We start from the raw sequence: 22,176 nt of genomic DNA, 5'->3' as shown, positions 1-22,176 counted from the left end.
AAAAAGTCACCTCTACAGCGGATTGACACCGTTCGAGAAGTCAGCGTACGAAGGATGTACAAATGAGTGAAACCCTACTTGCCCTAGTGGCATTTTCGCCAATTGTTGTTGCCGCCATCTTATTGGTTGGTCTCAACTGGCCTGCTAAAAAAGCCATGCCTGTTGCGTTCGGTCTAACCGTCGCTATCGCACTTATGTTTTGGGATATGTCAGCCAATCGCGTACTGGCTTCCGTATTCCAAGGACTGGGCATTACTGTCTCTGTTCTATGGATCGTGTTTGGTGCCATCTTCTTGCTCAACACTTTAAAACACACTGGAGCGATCACCACAATCCGTAATGGATTTACCGATATTTCGGCTGACCGCCGTGTACAAGCCATCATCATTGCTTGGTGCTTTGGCTCGTTCATTGAAGGCGCATCTGGGTTCGGTACCCCGGCAGCAATCGCTGCACCACTACTGGTTGCAATCGGCTTCCCTGCGCTAGCCGCTGTCCTTATGGGCATGATGATTCAGTCAACGCCTGTTTCATTCGGCGCGGTAGGCACGCCTATCATCGTAGGTGTAAACAAAGGTTTAGACACCCATAACATCAGTGAGTCGTTGGCCGCACAAGGTGCAACGTGGGAAATGTACCTGCAAGATATCACAGCGCACGTTGCTGTCATTCACGCAGTCGTAGGTACGATGATCCCGGTATTAATGGCGATGATGTTAACACGTTTCTTCGGCAAGAACAGAAGCTGGAGTGAAGGCCTGGATATTCTACCATTTGCGTTATTCGCTGGTGTCTCTTTCACCGTTCCATACGCGTTAACCGGCGTATTCTTGGGCGCAGAGTTCCCTTCACTTATCGGTGGTTTGGTTGGTCTGTCTATCGTTGTTACCGCAGCGAAAAAAGGCTTCTTAGTACCAAAGACTAAGTGGGATTTCGAAAGCGAAGAAAAATGGCCTGCAGAGTGGTTAGGTTCGCTAAAAGTCGATCTAAACGACAATCCGGGCAAGCCAATGAGCATCGTAAAAGCTTGGGTTCCATATGTAATGCTGGCAGTTATTCTCGTCGCAAGCCGCGTAAGCCCCGAGCTGAAAGGCTTTGTACAAAGCGTAAGTTTGTCGTTCAGCAACATTCTTGGTGAGACTGGCGTTAGCGCTGCGATTCAGCCGTTATACCTTCCTGGTGGCATTCTGGTGTTTGTCGCACTACTTGCTGCAATGTTACAAAGCGGCAGCGTAAAGCCATTGCGTGAAGCATTTGGCGAGTCAAGCAAAACACTGATTGGGGCGGGTTTTGTCTTGGTATTTACCATTCCGATGGTTCGTATCTTTATCAACTCAGGCATCAACGGTGCTGACCTAGCAAGTATGCCCGTCACAACCGCAAACTTCGCCTCTGACCTTGTTGGTTCTGCGTTCCCAGCGCTGAGTGCCACCGTTGGTGCTCTGGGTGCGTTCATCGCTGGCTCAAACACGGTATCAAATATGATGTTCAGCCAGTTCCAATTCGAAGTGGCACAAACGTTGTCTATTTCGAGCGTGATTGTTGTATCACTCCAAGCCGTCGGTGCTGCCGCAGGTAACATGATTGCGATTCACAACGTTGTTGCCGCATCAGCCACGGTAGGTTTGCTTGGTCGAGAAGGCGCAACATTGCGTAAGACGATTATCCCTACGTTCTACTACATTGTAATGACAGGCATTATTGGATTGGTGCTGATTTATGGCTTCCAAATGACAGATGTCTTAATGAAGTAACGCGAAATGCAGGGTTTACAGCCCTGCCTAATTTGACACAGCTGTCTGCACTACTACCCCGACATGTTGATTTAGCTTGCTACATCAATTCCCCCGACAGCTGTGTCACCCTTTCCAGTTTGCATAACTGATTGAGTGATTTAATAAAATTTTTCAACCAATTATGTAAATGGGTTACCAACATCACCGATTCAAACGTAAGTGAACCATAGGTAACTATACTCATTTTGATGTCTTCACTGCTTTGCGATGAAGACTCAACGAAAGAGCAAATTGCTCCACAACTTTGCTTAGAATAACCGCTAGGACACCATTATGATTATCTCAGCTTCTACTGACTACCGCGCTGCCGCGAAAGCCAAGCTTCCCCCGTTTCTATTCCATTATATTGATGGCGGCTCTTACGACGAACGCACGCTGAAGCGTAATACTGACGATTTAGGTGATGTCGCTCTTCGCCAACGCGTCCTACGCGATATGACAGATTTGAGCCTCGAAACCGAGATCTTCGGTGAGAAACTGGCAATGCCAATCGCGCTAGCTCCTGTTGGTCTAACTGGTATGTACGCGCGCCGAGGCGAGGTGCAAGCAGCAAAAGCAGCCGAGAAAAAAGGCATCCCATTTACTATGTCGACTGTTTCGGTTTGTCCGATTGAAGAAGTCGCACCTGCAATTGAACGTCCAATGTGGTTCCAGCTTTACGTGCTTAAAGACCGTGGCTTTATGAAAAACGTACTTGAGCGTGCAAAAGCAGCAGGCGTAACAACGCTGGTGTTTACCGTTGATATGCCAGTTCCTGGCGCACGTTACCGTGACATGCACTCAGGTATGAGTGGCCCTAACGCGGCCATGCGTCGTGTATTCCAGGCGATGCGCCACCCAAGCTGGGCGCTGGATGTGGGTCTACTTGGTAAACCGCACGACTTAGGTAACATCTCAACTTATCGTGGCGAACCAACAAAGCTAGAAGATTACATCGGCTGGTTAGGCGCAAACTTCGACCCTTCTATCTCCTGGAAAGATCTTGAGTGGATTCGTGATTTTTGGGATGGCCCAATGGTTATCAAAGGCATTCTGGATGAAGAAGACGCGAAAGATGCGGTACGTTTCGGCGCAGATGGCATTGTGGTATCTAACCATGGTGGCCGTCAGTTAGATGGCGTACTTTCAAGTGCTAAAGCACTGCCAAGCATTGCGGATGCGGTAAAAGGTGATCTTAAGATCTTCGTAGACTCTGGTATTCGTACTGGTCTTGATGTCGTTCGTATGCTCGCACTTGGTGCAGACTGTACGCTTCTTGGCCGTTCATTTGTGTACGCATTGGCAGCACAAGGCGGAGCAGGCGTTGAAAATCTACTGGATCTGTACGATAAAGAAATGCGTGTAGCAATGACGCTGACTGGCGCTAAGTCTATCGCGGATCTTTCACGCGATTCGCTAGTGAAAATCCCATAATCTTTGCAATCGAGCAAAACAGAAACGAAAAAACGAGCCAACAGTGGCTCGTTTTTTATTGCTCTTCAACCCGATAATTTGACGAGCAAGCTAGCTAACTTGGTGAACGTACTCGATCACGACTTGGTTTCCGTCGATAAACACGTTACTGATATCGCCATCCACCGTCACACGATTTTGTAAATAAACGGTACCAGATGCAGATAGGTCACGCTCCGTCAAAGACGGAATCACCTGACCAGGACGTACATGTAGCTGCTCGCATAGCTGTTTTACAAAACCTAGCGTCAGTGGAGAATTACCACGTAACAAGCCAGAAAACTCGTGTAGACTCAAACCAAGGCGCTTCGCCATTTCCATTTGAGTGATGTGCATTTTGGCTTTTTGTGACATCCAGATGTCGTAGAGCGCGTTTCGATCCAGCTCTGTAAATTCCATATCTGCCTCCGCTAATTCAAGAGTCAATACACTCTCACACTTACTTAAGATAAATGTTAGCGATAAGTCAGAGAAGTTATAATTGATCGTCCAAATATCAACCCTCAATCATTGGTAGCGTACCTCTGAACATGCATGAGGCGGTCGCTCAGCAAAACGTAAAGGTAACTCTCTTGTCATTGGAAGGAAAAGTCCATCTCGGCGGTTTAGACATAAGTAAATGATTTAAAGGAAATCACTGGGGTGAAGGAGTAATATCTGCTACCTTTCCTTCCATGGTTCACTAGAAATAAGTTACATATGCCACAGTGGTTTACCGAATTACAAAGCTACATTGAAACGTCTCATCAAAATTGGAGTGGAAGCGTCCTTTTCATTACGCTCGCTAGCTTTATAGCTTGGATAGCTTGGCGGCTGATTCGCTCTCGCCTCGCTGCGCTCGTAGAGAAAACGCCCTTCCACTGGGATGACATGTTGCTTGATGCGCTAAAAGCGCCAGTCAGTACACTCATTTGGTGTTGGCCTGCAACCGTCTCTATCGGCATCATATTAGAGAGCGAGCTCAACGATAAAATAAACTGGTTAAGTACGCTGAAACTGATTTTAATCATCAGCATCTTCGTATGGACCGTTATGCGGCTCATTACCAATGTTGAAGAGCATGTTCTCGAACAAAAGAACCGAGATGAAACAACAGTACAAGCGATAGCTAAGGTCGCGCGCCTGTTCTTTATTACCGTCGGAATTCTAACCGTAATGCAGGCATTTGGTCTGTCACTATCGGGCCTACTTACCTTCGGTGGTGTTGGTGGTTTGATCGTCGGTTTAGCGGCGAAGGATTTGCTGTCTAACTTTTTTGGAGGTCTTATGATCTACTTCGATCGTCCATTTAAAGTTGGCGATTGGATCCGTTCTCCAGACCGACAAATAGAGGGGACGGTAGAACGCATTGGCTGGCGTATGACCATTATCCGAACTTTCGATAAGCGTCCACTGTATGTGCCAAACTCAGTGTTTAGCAGCATTGTCGTAGAAAACCCATCTCGCATGCTGAACCGACGTATCTACGAAAAAATTGGACTTCGTTACGACGATGCTGAAAAAATGCCGCAAATTATCACCGCGGTAAAAGAAATGCTGAAAAATCACAAAGACATTGATGCACGCCAAACACTTATCGTCAACTTCGATACATTCGGTCCATCATCATTGCACTTCTTTATCTATACCTTTACTAAAACCGTGAATTGGGTGAGATACCATGAGGTAAAGCAGGACATACTGCTTAAGGTAATCAACATCATTAAAGAACACGATGCAGATATCGCGTTCCCTACTCAGACGCTTAAGCTTGATCCTGTACAAATGGTAAAAGCGGAAGAGCAAGAAGATCACGGCTTCTAGTTCTCACCAATACCCAAATAATCAAGCCCGCTGTGTTTAAGCGGGCTTTTTATTTTTCTTTGCATGAAGTGGTTATTGTTGCGTTAACACCATACGTGCATTCAGCGGTTGGATTGGGCGATTGTTTTTCCCCATTACTTCCGAAAAAGATTTTATCTGCTCAGGAGAAATAGTTTGTGCTTCTTTCATCACCAACCAACGCACACCTTCAGAGCATGGTGGTGTCGTTAGTGAGCCGTTAAAGCGGTAGTAGTCTTTATCACTTGGGATAAGGGCATCAGCATCAAATGGAACCTTGATGGTAACATCTTGATCTTTAGTTGGAATGTTAGCTAGCATCTTAGCTAGATCTGGGTTCGCGTCACCCAGTTTAAAGAACACCGCGACAACAGCTAGATGACCTACTTTGTCGGCATGCACAAAGTGTACTTCTAGTGGGTATTCTTTACCATCCACATGGTTTTCAGATGGCGTATGGAAGTGGAACTGTTTCAACATAAACTCTTTACCATCAATGGTGAGTGTGTTTTTACCTTCTAAGCCAGTCTGTAAAGTGTGACCGTTGTTCAGCAGTGAAATTGCCTTACCTTCGTAGTCGAAATTCAATTTTTCTAGCTTCGCTTCGGTCGCCGATTCAATGTTGATTGGGCTCTGGTTTTGACCTTTCGCGCACTCAGATGCAAACTCACCCCAATGAGCTGGCCCATGGTTTCCCTCGTAGCCCCAGCTTGCTGCATAAGCTGTTCCTGTAAATACCAGTGCCAAACCTAATGTTGTTAGTGACTTCTTCATCATTTTCCTTATTTCTGAAAGTTAAATTCCGTGAGAATAAAGCCATACTAATCTCACAAAATTAAGCAGTGACAGAGTGAAAACTATGATTACAAAAGATTTTTGGAATAGAAGCCTCTAATGATGTAATTGACATGATGCTCAAAATTGAACGTCAACGATTATTGAGTCGGTGTAAGTACCTGCAGGAGGGGTCGTTTGGCTGGTTAGTATCTGCGCGCGATAATTATAATTCTGTGGAGTGATACCATCCGGAATGGAGCCGCCAGTATCGACGTCACTGTGTTCACGACGTTCAGAACTGGTTCCTCCCCAGCGCTCCATCGTTGATGACTTATAGATTTCATACTCCAAATAGTGACCACTAGAAATCATTCGCCGCTGACCGCCGGACGCATTTAGGCCGTCATTCAAGCCAATGGAGAAGGAACTATTCTTGGTACAAGTTAACGATATAACCTGACTGACCGGTTCAAAACCAGCCACTAATGGGGACGAACCAAAATCAATATCTGGCGCTGTGATCATACAATCAGGGGTCACTTGCAACTCAACCGTAATCACGCTTTGAGCGCTGCCATTGGCGCGGCCAATGCATACCCCTAGAACCCCGATCCCCTTACAGTAATCCCAATTCCAGGATACGGTGATTTGGTCTTTATAAGTCCCAGCGGAAAGATTACTACCCACTCCCGTCCGAGCATAAAGCGGAAACTCAGCTTGAGTGCCAAACAACCCGAGTAAATCGAGTAACCCGATTTCAAAAAAATTGTAAGTTTGGCCGAATACATACTCTTGTGAAAGACCTGGATCGCCAAAAATCTGATAGCTGAGCTCCGAACTCGGATCATCCTCATTTAATAGCAAACCATTATTTATACTGTTAAACGTTGCTGATACGTAGTCGCCACTTAACAAAGACACAAGTGTAGAAAAGTCACACGTAATCCCCGCATGAGGCTGAGCTGAGCTTTGCTGCTGAGAGCTTGAAACAGTAAACGAAGAAACATTGCCAAACAAGATTAAAGGTGTTGCCGCCGTGAGCTGACAAGCCATTGTCGAGCACGAGAAAAAGAGAAGTAGGCTAGCAAACCAGCTGCGCAAAATCATAGTGCGGTCTCTTCTTCGGCTTTGATACAAACCTGCTCAGGCAATGTTTGTATTTTTTGACTGTCACGCTGATACAACCCCTCAATAAACACTTTACATGGCGACTGTCCTTGAGGATAAAACTGAATATAGCGGCCTGGGTCAACGCCTTCAAAGTACGTAAAACCATCCCAACCAATTTGGCTTGTTAAGCCCGTTTCTGAGCGGCCATATGTACCAATCGGAAGGAACAAATGATTTTCGTCTACCACCGTCATGCTCAGTGCAATTTGTAGCTCTATTGGGAACTCTAACAGGTAGCCGTAGCCCGAATGTATCGAAGCAAACTGCTCTGTTGCAGAAAACGCAGCATTGGCAGGTAAATTAAGTGGATCGATTTCATATTTGGCGGTGTAATACGCCGTAGCCCAAGGAACAAGTAAGTAACCTTCATCGTCTGTCACTCCGACAATTTGATTTTCATATTTAACCGGAATACCTTCAAAACCACTGGTGCTCACCACAGCGAAGCTGTCATACACTTCATTCGCCGGGAATATTTCTCCATCCAACGTAGAGACCGAACCTGCCATTTCCGCAAAATAATCATAGTCGCCACTGGTGCCATTTAACCCCGCTCTGAACTGCGCCCATGACGCACGGTAGGTCAAATCAGCCTGTTTACGGTTTTCTGGGTGTTCGTTAATATCATGCGCTAAATTGACGCCCCACCCACCTCGTATTGGCGCAAGGCGGCTGTAACCCACTCGCCCTCGCACATCGCCATCATCCTCTCTTTTCAGCGTTAGCCCCGAACTTCCCCCCAAAGAACTGAAAGGTAGAGAGAATTGCGCCAACGTAACACTCTGACCACCAATACTATGGTTGTAAGACAGGGACATATTGATATTAAAAGGCAGAGCGTAGCTATAAGTAAGGTTTAGGGTACGTGAATCTGAGTCGGATTGTTGAATATCAAAGTACCCACCAGAAAGTGAGCCCCAATCTCCCAAACGGACTCCCATATTGATTTGTGATAGATGGCGCGACGCGAGTGAAGCGTCCTTGCCGTCATCGAGCATTTCGTAATTTGGTAAATGAGATAAGGTATAAAAGTCGGCTTGTTCTACTTGAGTTCGAGCAGCGAAGCTAAACCGCCGAGACTGATAACTATAACCTAGCGCATATGAGGTAGATTGATCCTGAAAATTACTCACACGAAACGAGGCATCCACCGTACCCAAGTTGAAAGCATTGGTGACAAAGCCCAGCCCCGCAACGATCAGGTCATCTTTTGCTTCAGCTTGAGCTTCTAGTGTTAACCAATCAGTCATGCCATGACGCAGAGCGGTAACCACGCCACCGTCTCCATAGTCGTTAGATGCATTACCGAAATTTTCTCTGATCGCACCAATACTCGCACTGTAAGATGTAAATCCGGTCTTGAGTAGATCGGAAGAGAGAAAAAATGGGCTGGTCATGACCGTTTGCTTACCTTGAGCATCCGTTGCAATTACCGTTGCTTCCCCAGCACCAGAGAGCATTGGAATATCGTTAATAATGAAAGGACCGGGCCCAACATTCATTGAGTCAGTTTTAAAGCCATTGATAAACAAATCTAACGTAGTGGGCGCTGTGACCTCACCATAAAATGCAGGTAACGGCGTCGTCACGACATCCGGACGCATAGAGAAATCATGTGACAACTGAATACCCGCCAGTCTTACTGGTTGGCTCCAAGATAAAGGGCGAACAATATAGTCCCCTACCTCCATACGAATTCGCTTCTCTTGATTGACGTACTCGTAACTCGTATCAAAACGAGTGTACTGGCTGCTTTGCTGGGACTGAACATCGCGATGAAAGTTAGATTTAAATATCCCGGTAGTAGAAAAAACGCCAAACTCAGAAAAGGCTCTGACTTCATGATTGATAGAAACCTCCTTTTGTCGGCTTTCGTTCTCGTACACACCAAATACGTTGTAGTTAAGCAGGCCACCACGCCCAAACTGAGCCGGGGAAAATCGCCCCATATCCTGCGCTGATAAATTCTGCATCGGTAACCAATTAGGCGGTACGTCAATTGTAAGTTGCAATGACGATTGCAAGTAACGCACGTTAACTCCTGGGATAGACGTAACCTCAAGTCTCTCTTCAGTTCCAGGCAACGACTTGGCGGTAACCCCAACTGAAATGAGGTCCTCCCGGAGCAAAAAGAACTGATCGCCAACTCGCTCAACTTTCGCAACAAGCCCGGTTGCTCTTTGATTGATCACCAACTCCAGATTGAGGCTAATATTCTCAAACTTTTCTAATGAGAAATTTTCAGGACTCGGTAGCTCAGAGAAGTGGTTTGCTGAATTTGCACAAAGACCAATACTGCTCCACGTTACGCTAAGTAATACCAACCAAAAGAAAGCATTCATTGTATTAAATCTATTCATTATTGCTTCAATGGTATTTGGTAACGTTTACCTCCAATATTCGCGCTCAAACTCAAGGGTCTGACATTACTATGGGGAATAGACCAAACCTTATACTGTTCAGGAAGAATATAGCCAGCTAGTCCATCGGAAATAACGACAGGATCTTTATTTGGTAGATTCAACTGTAAATTCACTAAGCGAACATGGTGTTTTCCTGAATTTTTAATGTGAACAAAACGCTGATTATTTTTCTTAATAAACTGTGCCTGTAAATCACCCCATAATTCACTGTCACGGTTTGGTTTTTGAGTATCAGTCAGCCCTTTCCCGTAAATAAACAAAGGTATCGAGTAACGCATTCGGACTTTGACAGCGAGTTCATTTTCCGTCAATTCTGTTTGAGGGTTTTGAGTTGGCGGTAATTCATCTATGATCACTCGGTATGCATACTCCTTACCCGCAGAGGCCTCATCTTGGTTGATGATGCGGATTAACTGCTTTTCACCTGGTTCAATTTTGACAAACGGAGGAGTTGCAATTAACTGGCTTTGACTTGAATAACTATCTTCTCCTTCGTTTTGTTCCCACTTAAAAATTCTCACCTGTAAATAAGAATCAACACTGCCTTTATTTACCATCCAAAGTGATGTTGCATTACTCTCCTCTGATATTTTGGGGTAAATCGGCCAAATTAATAATGAGTTAGCGTTGGCATTTGAGAAAAAAACAAAAAGGAAGGCTATTAATAATAGTTTTTTGAGTATGAATTCCATTTCACCCCTCCAAAGTTCACTTACCACTCTAATGTCAGCGTAAGCGTATCCATATAAATTCCAGCCATTTCATTCCCATTTATTGTCGCCTTTGCCCAGATAGGAAACTGAATATTATCTGGGTCTTGGTCAGTATCGACGGAATATTGCGTGTCAATATCAAGCACCTGCGTGTAATTTAGATCCTGGAACAAAAAGTAATCTACCGTTGTCGCTTCTTCACTGTGCTTTAGCTTACGTACACCATCCGATGCATTCATCCCGCCATTTACGGAAACATTCATCGTAATACCCGGAGTACAGCTTAATGTGAGTGATGAACTGTAAGTGATGCTGCCTTGTACTTCCGTCGCGTAAACTGAAGAATGCTCACCAAAATCTAACGTGCCTATTTGCCCGGCTTGGGTTGCGCTTTCTTCTTGTACTGCGCCGTTAATCAAACAACCTGTATCTACGGTGGCAGACACCTGAAAAGTTTGTGTCGCATCAGCCAGCACAGTTAAAGAGCACAAACTCATCGCGACAAGTGAAAAGCCCCTAACAACCAGCGTCACGTTTTACCAGCTTAGCGTCACACTGATGGTATCGGAGTATGTGCCGGCAATGCTGCTCGTACCGTAAGCTTTCGCAAAAAGCTCAATAGTTTGCGATGTTGCACTAGTAAATTCAGACAGAGCTACCGTCCCACCTTGTATAATTTGTGTGCTTCGGTCTGAGTCGGTAAACAACGTATAATCAATAAATTGCGCGCCATTTGACATCGCGTAGGTACCAACGGTCGCACTTGCATCATACAATCCGGTGCCCAATGTAAAGGTCGGTGTCACACCGTTACTACAAAGCACTTCAATACCCGTCGCACTACCACCATTTACCACACCATCTTGTTCACTGAAGATTGCAGGCACGTCTCCAAAGGCAAGTGAGCCAAAGCCAACGCCAGAAGCTGCATCTACCGCATTATTTCCATTAATCACACAACCTTGTACAAGGTTAATTGAAACATCAATCGTACCGCTCACTGACGCTCCATTCGCTTGCCAACTAAATGAGGTTAAGAGCAGAGGCATCATCAGATAAAATCTTTTCATATAAAGCTCCATTTTTACATTCCACTGTATATCGGTAACCTTTTTATTAGTTATAGCTCAATTATGACAAACCAAATGCATATAAAATGTAAAACAATAAAAAGAAGCAGGATAAGGATAAAGACGAACGGAAAATAAAAACATTAAACTTAAAAATGACGACTTTTAAGCATGTAATGCTAAAAAATAACCACCAAAAACAAATGGTTATTATCTTATTCCAAATACAGAATCGACAATGAGTTAGAAGGTAGGGTGAAGTTGAGTGGAAAAATCTAAAAAAAGTAGCAGAACGATACGAGAAGTTTAGAAAAGATTGGCGACCATTTCTTCCCGAAACAAAAATCTTCATGAAACAAAAATGCGCCCCAAAAAGGAGCGCATTTCTTACTTGAATAAGTTATTCCCAATCAAGAATAACCTTGCCTGACATGCCGCTGCGCATTACGTCGAAGCCTTCTTGGAAATCATCAATCTTGTAGTGGTGCGTGATGATTGGCGATAGATCCAGACCAGATTGGATCAGTGAAGCCATCTTGTACCAGGTTTCGAACATTTCGCGACCGTAGATACCTTTGATCACCAAGCCCTTGAAGATAACTTGGTTCCAGTCGATACCCATGTCTGATGGTGGAATACCGAGTAGTGCAATACGACCACCGTGGTTCATTGTGGTTAGCATTGAGTTGAATGCTGCTGGGTTACCAGACATTTCTAGACCTACGTCGAAGCCTTCTGTCATGCCTAGCTCAGACATTACGTCTTCTAGCTTCTCTTCAGCCACGTTTACTGCGCGTGTTACACCCATCTTACGAGCAAGTTCTAGACGGTATTCGTTCACATCCGTGATCACTACGTGACGAGCACCAACGTGCTTTGCTACTGCCGCTGCCATGATACCGATTGGGCCAGCACCTGTGATAAGCACGTCTTCGCCTACTAGGTCGAAAGAAAGTGCTGTGTGTACTGCGTTACCAAACGGGTCAAAGATAGACGCTAGATCGTCAGAGATGCCTTCAGGGATCTTGAACGCGTTGAACGCTGGGATCACTAGGTATTCTGCGAATGCACCTTCGCGGTTAACGCCCACACCAATCGTGTTACGACATAGGTGAGTACGGCCGCCACGACAGTTACGACAATGACCACACGTGATGTGACCTTCGCCAGATACGCGGTCACCGATTTCAAAGCCACGGACTTCCTGACCAATCGCAACCACTTCACCCACGTATTCGTGACCGACAACCATAGGCACTGGAATGGTTTTTTGTGACCATTCGTCCCAGTTATAGATGTGTACGTCTGTACCACAGATAGCGGTTTTCTTAATTTTGATCAGAATATCGTTATGGCCGACTTCAGGTTTATCAACCTCAGTCATCCAGATGCCTTCTTCAGGCTTTAGCTTTGATAATGCTTTAATTTTCATAATGTAACCTTAATTAAAGGCCCTATTGTCTAAGGCCTAGAATCTTAAATAAGACCCATGTCCTTACCAACTTGGATGAACGCGTCGATTGCACGGTCTAGTTGCTCGCGAGAGTGCGCCGCAGACATTTGAGTACGGATACGTGCTTGACCTTTTGGTACTACAGGGAATGAGAAGCCGATTACGTAGATGCCTTTCTCCAGCGCACGCTCTGCAAATTCTGCTGCTACTTTTGCGTCGCCAAGCATGATTGGGATGATTGCGTGGTCAGCACCACCCATTGTGAAACCCGCGTCTTCCATACGAGTACGGAAGTGTGCTGCGTTTTCCCATAGACGATCACGTAGGTCACCGCTCTCTTCTAGTAGATCTAGAACGCGGATAGAAGCGCTTACGATTGCTGGTGCAACAGAGTTAGAGAATAGGTATGGACGAGAACGCTGACGTAGCCAGTCAATCACTTCCGCTTTACCAGATGTGTAACCGCCTGAAGCGCCGCCCATTGCTTTGCCTAGCGTACCAGTGATGATGTCGATACGGTCAACCACGTTGTGGTGCTCGTGCGTACCTGCACCTGTTTTGCCCATGAAGCCAACAGCGTGAGAGTCATCAACCATAGTCAACGCGCCGTACTTCTCTGCTAGGTCACAGATAGCCGGAAGGTTTGCTACTACGCCGTCCATTGAGAACACACCGTCCGTTACGATAAGAATGTGGCGAGCACCTGCTTCTTTCGCAGCGATCAGTTGTTGCTCTAGCTCTTCCATGTTGTTGTTTGAGTAGCGGAAACGCATTGCTTTACATAGACGAACACCATCGATGATTGACGCGTGGTTTAAAGCGTCAGAGATGATTGCGTCTTCTTTGCCTAGAATAGTTTCAAATAGGCCCGCGTTTGCGTCGAAACATGATGTGTAAAGAATCGTATCTTCTTTACCTAGGAACTTAGAAAGCTTCTGCTCAAGCTCTTTGTGGATGTCTTGCGTACCACAGATAAAACGTACTGAAGCCATACCAAAGCCGTGCTCGTCCATGCCTGCTTTACCCGCTTCGATAAGTGCCGGGTGGTTAGCAAGACCAAGGTAGTTGTTCGCACAGAAGTTTAGTACTTCTTCACCAGTAGAGATTTTAACAGCCGCTTGCTGTTGAGACGTGATGACACGCTCTGATTTGTAAAGGCCTTCCGCCTTTACTTCTTCGATTTGCTGCTGAATCTGTTGGTAGAATGCAGAAGACATTTGAAATTCCTTCCTAGTTATTTTGGCGAGTATTTACTCGTTTAGAATTAGGCTTAGCCTTTATGTGACGGGCGTCACGGGCTATCACTCATCAATTAATTGTAGTGTAATTCAAGGAAGGAGGAAGGATTATACCTTAAGGTGGAAAAGCATTAATGAATCCTAGGCACAAATTCAATTAATGCTTTTCTATGAGGTTGTTATAAAAGGAATTATAGCCAGGTAGGCTTAGCCAAAAGTGCTTCAAAGTCCTTAGCAGGTAATGGTCGGCTATAGTGGAAACCTTGTCCGAACTCACAGTTTAGGTTTTTCAGGTAATCCACATGACGCTGTTCTTCGATGCCTTCTGCGACGATCTTAAGATCCAGCGCTTTTGCCATTGCTATGATTACGTTCACAAGCTCGCGGTCTGAGTCGTTCTCGAACATATTTTGCATAAAGCTACGATCAATCTTTAAGCGGTCGAACGGAAACTTCTGCAAGTAACTCAGCGCAGAATAACCAGTACCAAAATCATCAATAGTAAGTTTGGTGCCTAACGCTCGTAAGTTATTAAGCATGTCTAATAGCTCAGAATCGTGATTGAAGAGGAGACTTTCTGTCACTTCAATATCGAACTTATCTGACGGAAGACCAGACTCCTCAAGGCTGTGTTTAATAAACGTAAGTAAGCGCTCGCAGTACCTAAATTGAACACTAGAAAAGTTTACAGAAACAAACAACGGAGTCAGACTCTGCCATTGTGCCGCTTGTCGACACGCTTGTTGAATAGCAAACTCACCAATTTGATGAATTAAACCATTTTTCTCTGCAATAGAGATAAACTCTTCAGGGTTTACGAATCCGTACTTGTCATCATTCCAACGCATTAGCGCTTCTGCCCCTACGATTTTACCACTACTCAGCTCAATAATTGGCTGATAATACAGCTCTAACAACTGATTGGAGATCGCACTTCTCAGACGATTTTCCAGATCTAAGTAGCGTTGCAAGTCTTGGTTCATATTATGGTTATAAAAACAAAAGCCATCACGCCCATCTTGTTTCGCCCGATACATTGCCATATCTGCACATGCAAGAAGCTGCTCAGCGTTGTCTCCGTCATCCGGGAACACAGACATTCCAACGCTGCTACTCAAGAAGAATTCATGGTTGTTCCAAACAAACGGATCGTTAAACGCCGAAAGCACACTTGAAGCAACTCGCTTTGCAGTATCATTATCAGGCAAGTCTGGGATGACGAGTAAAAACTCATCCCCACCAATTCTCGCCAATAAGTCTGTTTTTCTTGCGACTTGATACAGTCGCTGAGCACTGAGTTTAAGGATTTCATCCCCAACAAAGTGTCCCATTGAATCGTTAATCTGCTTAAAGTGGTCTAAGTCGATGAACATCACCAAAACTTTAGACCCACTACGCGATGCCCTAATTAACTCCAAAGCCAATCGCTCGGAACCATAACTACGATTAGGTAAATTGGTTAATGTGTCATATTTAGCTTGGAAGGCGAGTTCTTTTTCAGACGCTTTTCGACGTTCAATTTCGTTCGTTAATTTTTTATTCTGTTGAGAAAGAATATCTTTACGCTTTTTTTCTTCCTCAAGCTTAATTTTCAATTCAATCCTATTATTGTTCGTGATGAATGCATAACATAAAGCAATGACGATCATAACGGCCAGAATACTCAAACCAATAATAAAGAGCCGTGATGTAAATATATCTCGTTCACTCAAAGGCTCGAACCACGCCATCAATTTGAAGTGGTGTTTATCCACAGGCACTTCAAAGTAAATTTTTCCGTCTACAGCCTCAGAAACGAAATAGTTCTCATCCTTATTGTGAGAAGGTGTTTTATTTATGGTATCCCATACAACCATTTCCACGTCTTTTATTTTTAGCACCATTCGGCTATAACTATCTTCGTGTTCTTGGTTAGTAAGTTGGTCAATAACAATATTCTTATTAAGATCGGCAATTAAAAAGGCAACAGGCTTTCCGGAGAACTTAACTTGCTTAATGACTTGAATGCGAACGTCATCATTGTATCGCGTCGCACAAACCTCTTCGGGATGCCCGTGTTGAGTCATTAAGGTTTGTATGTCCATTTTGTGCTCGGCAAGGTTTTCAGATCCAGTGGTGACAATGGTGACTCCATCACTGCCGACCAGCGTGAGCTTTTTATAGATTTGGCTGCTATTAATTAGCTTACTGTCTATCTTCTCATCGAAGCGACGCTTTAAATTAATTAAACTGGCACCTAACCCATACTCCATTGACATGCCAGAAGCTAAATTACCAAAGAATGTTTGTATTGTTTTATCTGTAGCTAGATTATCAACATCTTCACTCGCTATGGTAAATAAATTATCGAGTGTGCTTGCATAACTTTTTACTTTTAAATCTAGTTCTCTGTATTGAGATTCTTTTAATTTATTTTGACCTACGCTAGTCACAGTAATAAGCATAGCTAAGTAAATTGAAACTAATATTGCGCTTATTGTAATAAATCTTTTACTGGAAAATTTTTTAACGGCCTTATTCATCGGACTTTCTTTTTATCTTCTATAAAGTAATCGTTATAAAAGTAGTAAATAGATGGATAGTATTTTTTTACTAGTTTTTCGTATGATCCGTCTTTTTTTATCGAGTCTAAATAACGATCAAATGCTTTGCGTAATTCAGGGGAATTTTTACGGAATGCAACAGCCATTTTTTGATTTTCAGATATAGGGCCAATGACTTTTATTTCACCCGGCCATTTTTCGAGGGCAATTAGCGTATCCGCAACATCTAATAATGTGCTTTCCGCATCATTTTTCATTATCGCTGGAACCATCTCATTAAGGAGACGCGCCCCATCAGGTAATATAACTTTTGCACCTGTGTCATATAAGTCATAAAGGTTAGGATCCAAGCAAGAATGTTCTAAAGCTAACACTTCGCGACCATCGATCAGCTGCTTGACGTTTTTAACATCTTCATCGACCGACCCACTTGGTTTAATCGGGCTCAGACTAGAGTCGGATCTGGAAACCAACCATACACCTGAAGGAAAATAATCTTGTGAAAAATCGACAACCTCAGAGCGCCAATCAAGAATAGTAACGCCATTTGCGATCAAATCGCCTTCAATTGGAACACTTTCTCCGACAACAGCCTGCTTGTTGTGATATTGCACATTTTGCCCTGTCAACTTACCAACCACGTCGCTCCACTGTGCTGGAACATACTGGTACTGAACACCTAACGACTTGGCAAAACCTTTTATTATCTCTACATCCAAGCCAGTCAAAGTTTCCACTTCACCTTGTTCAATATAGGAGACAAAGTTAGCGTACGGGACACCAATATGACGCAGTACACCGCGTTCACGGATTTGTTGTAAATCGTCTGACCAAGCGGCAGACGACGCAACAGAGGTAACCATGAGCGCCACCGTCGCTAAAGTTCTTTTGAATGTTATGACTGACATAATAATATCCTTACCTTTCACAAAGCGCCCAATAATGGGCGCTTGAGTGATAAACAACGATGTTAGAACGACGAGTAATACAAATTCGTCATCGCCACTACGAGCCCTTCCACATCTTGTTCGTCATGGAACAAATGCGTAGAGATACGCAGCGCGTAAGTATCAAAGTCATCATCCTTATGCAGCTTAAAGCTAGTCGTACGGATGATGTAACCATACTCTTCACGTAAACGATCTCGGAATTCCGTCAGTATCTCTTCATTAGTTACATCGGAGAACGGGTTAACCGTCGTTAAGCCACTGGTTAAGCCTTCCACGTTTGGTGAATACATTTTGGCTTGTGGTAAGTACTCTTGAAGCAAGGTTTTACATAAACTACCAAGGCTTACAACTCGCTCTTCGATACGGTCTCGACCAATCTCATCCCACATTTTGCAACTATCAACTAGTGCTTGTTTCGCAGGATAGTTATCGTTACCAATGTATTGCATTTGCAGCTGTTTACCCAGGTAATCAGCATGAGAAAGTGAGGAGTTGATCAACCATAACGGGTTCTCTCGGTCACTCCAATACTCATTCAAACGGTTACCGTTATCACGAACATACAGAATACCCGTCGCGCCCGGACCACACTGCCACTTATGACCAGATCCTGCATAGAAATCACAATCCATATCGTGGAAATCAAGGTCAAACATACCGACCGTATGCGCGCCATCAACAAGAGTAGGTACACCATACTCTTTTGCTAAAGCACAAATGGCTTTTGCTGGTAGCGCGGTTCCTGTTTTGTATGTGATATGAGAGAAAACAATTAGGCGAACGTTTTGATTCGCATCAAGCGCGTCTCGGAACGCTTGAATGTAATCTTGCTCAGAAACGTTTTCGGTACCAGTAAATACTGGTAGTTGAATTTCTACCACATCCACACCAAAACGATGTTTCGCTACGTTCATAGGTGATGTTGCAGCAATATGTTCATGGTGTGTCGTTAGAATCACATCACCTGGTTCAAAGTGTAAGCCATTAATGATCGAGCATAAGCCATCAGTAGTGTTGCGGCTGAGAATGATCTCTTCTGGGTTAGCACCAAAACCTGGTGCGACGTCTTTAACCATCTCAGAAACATACGGCCAAGAGCCAAATTTGCCTTTCATATCCCAAGGGTATTTAGCCACCAGCTTGTTGTTATGCTCGTAATCTTCAAGAACATGTTTTGGCATTGAACCTGTTGTACCAATGTTCATGTAAGTGGTTCGTTTATCCAAAACGAACTGTCTTCGCACTTTACGCCAGAAGCGCTTATCGTGTTTTCTACCTAGCCCGCGGCTGCTCCAATCAATTTTCTGTTCTCGTGCTTGAGCTACGCCTGAGAAAGCGGAAGCACTCACACCAGCAACAACAGCTCCTGTTGCGCCTTTCAGAAAATTACGGCGGCTGCTATTAGTCTGAATAGATTCCTTGTCTTTCATCTTTTTCAATCCTTGTCGGAAATTAGCCATATTATTAATTTTAAGTGCGTAACTATCTGTTACTAAAACATTATTACCCATTACAATCAGAGTTTAATTTTTTCCTCTGCCATTAAGTGACTTTAGTTCCAATTTTTTATCTTATTTGATGATATAAGCAACAGTTTGACCACAAATCTATAAACAACAATGTTCACATTAATATATTCGTTAATTTGATTATTCTTTATTGCGGACAATTCCACCAAATTCTTTATAAAACAATTATGAGCTTTGTTATAAAGTCATTAAAAATTTAACTTTGCGTTAATTTAAAAATATTCAGGCTATTTTAAGATTGGCGTCTATTCTTTTTATATCTTAACGATCTCAACATGTTAAGACTAAATAAAAGAAAGCTGATTTCGGATCGAGATATCAGTTTAAGACCATAAAGTGATACACATCACTCTATGACATAAACTCACCGCTCAACAGACATAAGTAAAACAGGTTTTCACTAATATGTGCTTGAGCGTACACCCTAAAAGAAGGAGGTCCCATGTTAAAAGGATTGCTATGCATTTCAGTTGCATCCGCTCTTGTCGCCGCCCCTAACGCGCTAGCAAAAACGGTAGAAATGACTGCTCTCAACACCAATGAGAGCGCTGGTACCATTGAGATTTCACAAAGTGATTATGGCGTTGTTTTTACGCCTCAATTATCAGGTTTGTCAGCAGGTGTGCACGGTTTCCATGTTCACACTAATCCATCTTGCGATAGCATAGAAAAGGATGACAAAACCGTATTAGGCGGCGCAGCAGGTGGCCATTATGATCCTAACAACACAGGGAAGCATGGCTATCCTTGGACCGATGACAATCATTTAGGCGACTTGCCTCCACTCTATGTGGACATGGACGGCAATGCCAATCAGCCCGTTGTCGCGCCTCGCCTAAAATTATCGGATTTAAAAGGTCGAGCGTTAATGATCCATGCAGGTGGTGACAATCACTCCGATCACCCAAGTAAGCTAGGTGGTGGCGGCGCTCGCGTCGTATGTGGTATTATTGAATAAACATTAACTTATGTCTCACACTTCTCTTTAGATTGCGAGAAGTGTGAACTTCTGTTGATATTGAGAGGATGTTGCATTGGTCTCAAGGTAGCTGTGGTGAAGCATTAAGATCGATTGAACAATCTTCGTCCCGATCCCCAAAGAACCGCCCTCCGCTTCTTCCTCGATGTGATTGACGAAGGCAAAGTGGATACGCGACTTATCTTCACTCAAATGCGCTTGGCAATGCACTTCCGAGCCGATTGGGCTGTGACGCAATGCATTTTCAAGCAGGTTCAATACCAACCGCTCCAATAGCCCCTTATCACCCACGGTTTGGATTTCGCTATCGATATCCACTTTCAACACCACTTCTGTACGAGAAAACTGGCTCTGCATCGTTTCGGCACATTCTGCCATCAACGTGCCAAGATCCACGGGGCGGTACTCGTAGTTTGGCATTGGAGCTTCTTTACGCGCTGCGTCTAATAGAGAGTGCAATTGAGTTGAGAGCTTCTCACAATTTCGAAAAGCAACGTCAATCAAAGGATCGGATTCAGGATGTTGCAAACGCCATGTTTCCAAATAGCCAAGCACACTCGATAACGGCGTTTTTAAATCGTGACTGAGCTGCAACAAGCTTTGACGACGATGAGACGATTGATACTCCAACTGTAAAAATTGCTGCTGAATGTGCTTCGCCATCATCTGATAAGAGTGAGCAATCGGCACGAGTTCTGGCACTTGGTGAGTAAAATCAGGTTGCAGGCGGAAATCATGTTCAGCTTGTTGTTGAAGTTGTTTGGTCACGCGCTCAATTGGGTTCAATAGGCTACGTTTGACCAGTACATAAGCTCCAAGAGCAAAGCCTAAAATGGACACTAAGACCAATCCTGCCAGCGCGATGTAAGGAGTATCGACTTGAGCATTGGCAATGGCGTCATGTCGGGTACTGCCAATCACCACGTAGAGATAACCGATCGTAGAGCCTAATTCTTCTATCGCAGCGACAGAAAAGACTTTGTGTTCACCACGATTACGTGGATCTTCACCCAAAATAGGAAAAGGCTGGTCATTTAAGAATTGCTTAATGGGATTGAGATCCACCTTACCCATGATCTCCGCCCCTTCCGGTGCAGCATGGGTGGTGATGTTGCCTTGGCTATCGAGGAAGTAGATTTCAAAATCAGGGCCGATCAGCATGAGCGTGTGAAAGATCGACTTGAGTGCTTTAGGGTTGTAATCCGTGCCGATCATTAGCGGATTATCGTCACGCATATGGCTAGCTAGCTCTTTATGCAGGCTTTGCTTAGTGCGTAACTCAATGGTTTCTTTTTGCCAATTGTAAGTCAGTGCAATCACCACCGCCGCGAGGCAGAACCACAAGCTAGTAAATACTACCAAGCGAGATTTGAAGCTCATCCTATCGCCTCCTTAAACAGCGGTGTTTTTGAAACACCCGTGATGATTAAAAAATGACGGTGAAAACAACTGCCGACTTACTGTCTTGGCTTGATGTTTTGACTTACTTTCTTGCATTAGTGTCTTGGCTGAAACTTATATCCAACACCCCACACGGTTTGAATGAAGTGATGATCAGAGTCAGACAACGACAGCTTGCTGCGTAAACGGTTAATGGTGCTACACACCGTATGGTGATAACCAGAATGACTGGTGTTCCAAACGTGATCGAGCAATTCATCTTTACTGTAGACTCTGCCCGGACGAGTCGCGAGAAACTGCAGCAAAGTAAACTCTGTCGCGGTAAGAGTGACGTCTTTGTCGTTTAGGGATACTTGGTGCAACTCCGGAATGATTCTCAGCGGACCAAAATCCATCGCATCATCGAGGACTTCATTTGCTACTTTGACTTCTGCGGTTTGGCTGACTCTGCGTAGCACGTTTCGCACTCGTGCTTGGAATTCTAATACGCTAAATGGCTTGGTTATGTAGTCATCAACGCCCGCTTCTAAGCCGTCTACCTTGTCCATTTCACCGTCTCTGGCTGTCAGCATGAGCACTGGACTCCAATCTTGTTGCTGACGCAAATAATGGCAAATGTCTAGACCATCACCATCTGGTAAACCTCGGTCAAGGATCAATAAATCAAAGGGTTGTTGCTGGTATTGCGTTTTAGCATCGGCGACATTTGTGGCTCGCGACACTTGGTGTCCTTGAAACTTGAGATGCATCTGAACCAGTTCTGCCAAATCATCGTCATCTTCCACCAACAAGATGTTCGCGACTAAATTGATTGCCTGTTGTTCCATGGTCCTTTCCTTGCCTTCGAGTATCCTCACTTTG

18 protein-coding genes are annotated in these 22,176 nt (G+C 44.3%); 4 read left to right on the top strand and 14 right to left on the bottom strand.

What is annotated here, in order from left to right:
• Positions 1 to 62: 62 nt before the first annotated feature.
• Together R7O03_RS03100 and lldD are read left to right on the top strand one after the other, a co-directional pair.
• Positions 63 to 1,754, top strand: a complete 1,692-nt coding sequence (locus tag R7O03_RS03100) for an L-lactate permease (RefSeq protein ID WP_054579347.1) — start codon at positions 63 to 65, stop codon at positions 1,752 to 1,754.
• Positions 1,755 to 2,069: 315 nt separating this feature from the next.
• Positions 2,070 to 3,209, top strand: a complete 1,140-nt coding sequence (gene lldD / locus R7O03_RS03095) for an FMN-dependent L-lactate dehydrogenase LldD (protein WP_005383962.1) — start codon at positions 2,070 to 2,072, stop codon at positions 3,207 to 3,209.
• Positions 3,210 to 3,299: 90 nt separating this feature from the next.
• Here lldD and R7O03_RS03090 read toward each other — a convergent pair whose 3' ends face one another.
• Positions 3,300 to 3,647: a helix-turn-helix domain-containing protein gene (locus R7O03_RS03090; protein WP_005375109.1), complete on the bottom strand. Its 348-nt coding sequence runs from the start codon at positions 3,645 to 3,647 to the stop codon at positions 3,300 to 3,302.
• Positions 3,648 to 3,947: 300 nt separating this feature from the next.
• On the opposite strand from R7O03_RS03090, the gene R7O03_RS03085 reads away from it, so the two are divergent.
• Positions 3,948 to 5,051 carry a mechanosensitive ion channel family protein gene (locus R7O03_RS03085; protein ID WP_262665810.1) on the top strand — a complete coding sequence of 368 codons (1,104 nt, stop codon included), beginning with the start codon at positions 3,948 to 3,950 and terminating at the stop codon, positions 5,049 to 5,051.
• Between the two features lie 72 nt (positions 5,052 to 5,123).
• On the opposite strand, the gene R7O03_RS03080 is transcribed toward R7O03_RS03085, so the two are convergent.
• From R7O03_RS03080 to R7O03_RS03030, 11 genes are all read right to left on the bottom strand, one after another.
• Complete coding sequence (locus R7O03_RS03080) at positions 5,124 to 5,843, bottom strand: carbonic anhydrase (RefSeq protein ID WP_065275478.1); 720 nt, start codon at positions 5,841 to 5,843, stop codon at positions 5,124 to 5,126.
• 141 nt (positions 5,844 to 5,984) lie between these two features.
• Complete coding sequence (locus R7O03_RS03075) at positions 5,985 to 6,953, bottom strand: spore coat U domain-containing protein (protein ID WP_085569379.1); 969 nt, start codon at positions 6,951 to 6,953, stop codon at positions 5,985 to 5,987.
• On the bottom strand, positions 6,950 to 9,376 hold the full coding sequence (locus R7O03_RS03070) for a fimbria/pilus outer membrane usher protein (protein WP_411977458.1): 2,427 nt from the start codon (positions 9,374 to 9,376) through the stop codon (positions 6,950 to 6,952). The genes R7O03_RS03075 and R7O03_RS03070 overlap by 4 nt, the downstream gene beginning before the upstream one ends.
• Positions 9,376 to 10,131, bottom strand: a complete 756-nt coding sequence (locus R7O03_RS03065) for a molecular chaperone (RefSeq protein WP_064369625.1) — start codon at positions 10,129 to 10,131, stop codon at positions 9,376 to 9,378. The genes R7O03_RS03070 and R7O03_RS03065 overlap by 1 nt, the downstream gene beginning before the upstream one ends.
• A gap of 20 nt (positions 10,132 to 10,151) precedes the next feature.
• Positions 10,152 to 10,649: a spore coat U domain-containing protein gene (locus R7O03_RS03060; protein WP_017820521.1), complete on the bottom strand. Its 498-nt coding sequence runs from the start codon at positions 10,647 to 10,649 to the stop codon at positions 10,152 to 10,154.
• A 39-nt stretch (positions 10,650 to 10,688) separates the two neighbouring features.
• Entirely contained in the window at positions 10,689 to 11,234 is a 546-nt protein-coding gene (locus tag R7O03_RS03055) for a spore coat U domain-containing protein (RefSeq protein ID WP_021035866.1), read from the bottom strand.
• Positions 11,235 to 11,622: 388 nt separating this feature from the next.
• On the bottom strand, positions 11,623 to 12,654 hold the full coding sequence (tdh, locus tag R7O03_RS03050) for an L-threonine 3-dehydrogenase (RefSeq protein ID WP_033906709.1): 1,032 nt from the start codon (positions 12,652 to 12,654) through the stop codon (positions 11,623 to 11,625).
• A gap of 44 nt (positions 12,655 to 12,698) precedes the next feature.
• On the bottom strand, positions 12,699 to 13,892 hold the full coding sequence (locus tag R7O03_RS03045) for a glycine C-acetyltransferase (protein WP_005375095.1): 1,194 nt from the start codon (positions 13,890 to 13,892) through the stop codon (positions 12,699 to 12,701).
• Between the two features lie 212 nt (positions 13,893 to 14,104).
• Positions 14,105 to 16,435, bottom strand: coding sequence for a putative bifunctional diguanylate cyclase/phosphodiesterase (locus R7O03_RS03040; protein WP_005375094.1), 2,331 nt, complete (start codon positions 16,433 to 16,435; stop codon positions 14,105 to 14,107).
• Positions 16,432 to 17,364 carry a transporter substrate-binding domain-containing protein gene (locus tag R7O03_RS03035; RefSeq protein WP_005375093.1) on the bottom strand — a complete coding sequence of 311 codons (933 nt, stop codon included), beginning with the start codon at positions 17,362 to 17,364 and terminating at the stop codon, positions 16,432 to 16,434. The genes R7O03_RS03040 and R7O03_RS03035 overlap by 4 nt, the downstream gene beginning before the upstream one ends.
• 62 nt (positions 17,365 to 17,426) lie before the next feature.
• Entirely contained in the window at positions 17,427 to 18,836 is a 1,410-nt protein-coding gene (locus R7O03_RS03030) for an aminotransferase class V-fold PLP-dependent enzyme (protein ID WP_005375092.1), read from the bottom strand.
• A gap of 541 nt (positions 18,837 to 19,377) precedes the next feature.
• On the opposite strand from R7O03_RS03030, the gene R7O03_RS03025 reads away from it, so the two are divergent.
• Positions 19,378 to 19,893 (top strand): superoxide dismutase family protein, encoded by a 516-nt coding sequence (locus R7O03_RS03025; protein ID WP_213970656.1) that lies wholly within the window; start codon positions 19,378 to 19,380, stop codon positions 19,891 to 19,893.
• 27 nt (positions 19,894 to 19,920) lie between these two features.
• On the opposite strand, the gene R7O03_RS03020 is transcribed toward R7O03_RS03025, so the two are convergent.
• Positions 19,921 to 21,294 (bottom strand): HAMP domain-containing sensor histidine kinase, encoded by a 1,374-nt coding sequence (locus R7O03_RS03020; protein ID WP_318131453.1) that lies wholly within the window; start codon positions 21,292 to 21,294, stop codon positions 19,921 to 19,923.
• Between the two features lie 116 nt (positions 21,295 to 21,410).
• Positions 21,411 to 22,142, bottom strand: a complete 732-nt coding sequence (locus R7O03_RS03015; protein ID WP_017635499.1) for a response regulator transcription factor — start codon at positions 22,140 to 22,142, stop codon at positions 21,411 to 21,413.
• Positions 22,143 to 22,176: the final 34 nt, after the last annotated feature.

Origin of the sequence: Vibrio sp. Vb2960 (assembly GCF_033337665.1) — a bacterium.
Taxonomy (GTDB): domain Bacteria; phylum Pseudomonadota; class Gammaproteobacteria; order Enterobacterales; family Vibrionaceae; genus Vibrio; species Vibrio alginolyticus.
The sequence above is the reverse complement of the archived record's forward strand: the minus strand, read 5'-3'. Positions and strand labels throughout refer to the sequence as shown.

What these genes read in the sequence shown, in the direction of transcription:
- R7O03_RS03100 (WP_054579347.1), top strand. Translation starts at nt 63, where the DNA reads ATGAGTGAAACCCTACTTGCCCTAGTGGCATTTTCGCCAATTGTTGTT.
- lldD (WP_005383962.1), top strand. Translation starts at nt 2,070, where the DNA reads ATGATTATCTCAGCTTCTACTGACTACCGCGCTGCCGCGAAAGCCAAG.
- R7O03_RS03090 (WP_005375109.1), bottom strand. Translation starts at nt 3,647, where the DNA reads ATGGAATTTACAGAGCTGGATCGAAACGCGCTCTACGACATCTGGATG.
- R7O03_RS03085 (WP_262665810.1), top strand. Translation starts at nt 3,948, where the DNA reads ATGCCACAGTGGTTTACCGAATTACAAAGCTACATTGAAACGTCTCAT.
- R7O03_RS03080 (WP_065275478.1), bottom strand. Translation starts at nt 5,843, where the DNA reads ATGAAGAAGTCACTAACAACATTAGGTTTGGCACTGGTATTTACAGGA.
- R7O03_RS03075 (WP_085569379.1), bottom strand. Translation starts at nt 6,953, where the DNA reads ATGATTTTGCGCAGCTGGTTTGCTAGCCTACTTCTCTTTTTCTCGTGC.
- R7O03_RS03070 (WP_411977458.1), bottom strand. Translation starts at nt 9,376, where the DNA reads ATGAATAGATTTAATACAATGAATGCTTTCTTTTGGTTGGTATTACTT.
- R7O03_RS03065 (WP_064369625.1), bottom strand. Translation starts at nt 10,131, where the DNA reads ATGGAATTCATACTCAAAAAACTATTATTAATAGCCTTCCTTTTTGTT.
- R7O03_RS03060 (WP_017820521.1), bottom strand. Translation starts at nt 10,649, where the DNA reads ATGAGTTTGTGCTCTTTAACTGTGCTGGCTGATGCGACACAAACTTTT.
- R7O03_RS03055 (WP_021035866.1), bottom strand. Translation starts at nt 11,234, where the DNA reads ATGGAGCTTTATATGAAAAGATTTTATCTGATGATGCCTCTGCTCTTA.
- tdh (WP_033906709.1), bottom strand. Translation starts at nt 12,654, where the DNA reads ATGAAAATTAAAGCATTATCAAAGCTAAAGCCTGAAGAAGGCATCTGG.
- R7O03_RS03045 (WP_005375095.1), bottom strand. Translation starts at nt 13,892, where the DNA reads ATGTCTTCTGCATTCTACCAACAGATTCAGCAGCAAATCGAAGAAGTA.
- R7O03_RS03040 (WP_005375094.1), bottom strand. Translation starts at nt 16,435, where the DNA reads ATGAATAAGGCCGTTAAAAAATTTTCCAGTAAAAGATTTATTACAATA.
- R7O03_RS03035 (WP_005375093.1), bottom strand. Translation starts at nt 17,364, where the DNA reads ATGTCAGTCATAACATTCAAAAGAACTTTAGCGACGGTGGCGCTCATG.
- R7O03_RS03030 (WP_005375092.1), bottom strand. Translation starts at nt 18,836, where the DNA reads ATGAAAGACAAGGAATCTATTCAGACTAATAGCAGCCGCCGTAATTTT.
- R7O03_RS03025 (WP_213970656.1), top strand. Translation starts at nt 19,378, where the DNA reads ATGTTAAAAGGATTGCTATGCATTTCAGTTGCATCCGCTCTTGTCGCC.
- R7O03_RS03020 (WP_318131453.1), bottom strand. Translation starts at nt 21,294, where the DNA reads ATGAGCTTCAAATCTCGCTTGGTAGTATTTACTAGCTTGTGGTTCTGC.
- R7O03_RS03015 (WP_017635499.1), bottom strand. Translation starts at nt 22,142, where the DNA reads ATGGAACAACAGGCAATCAATTTAGTCGCGAACATCTTGTTGGTGGAA.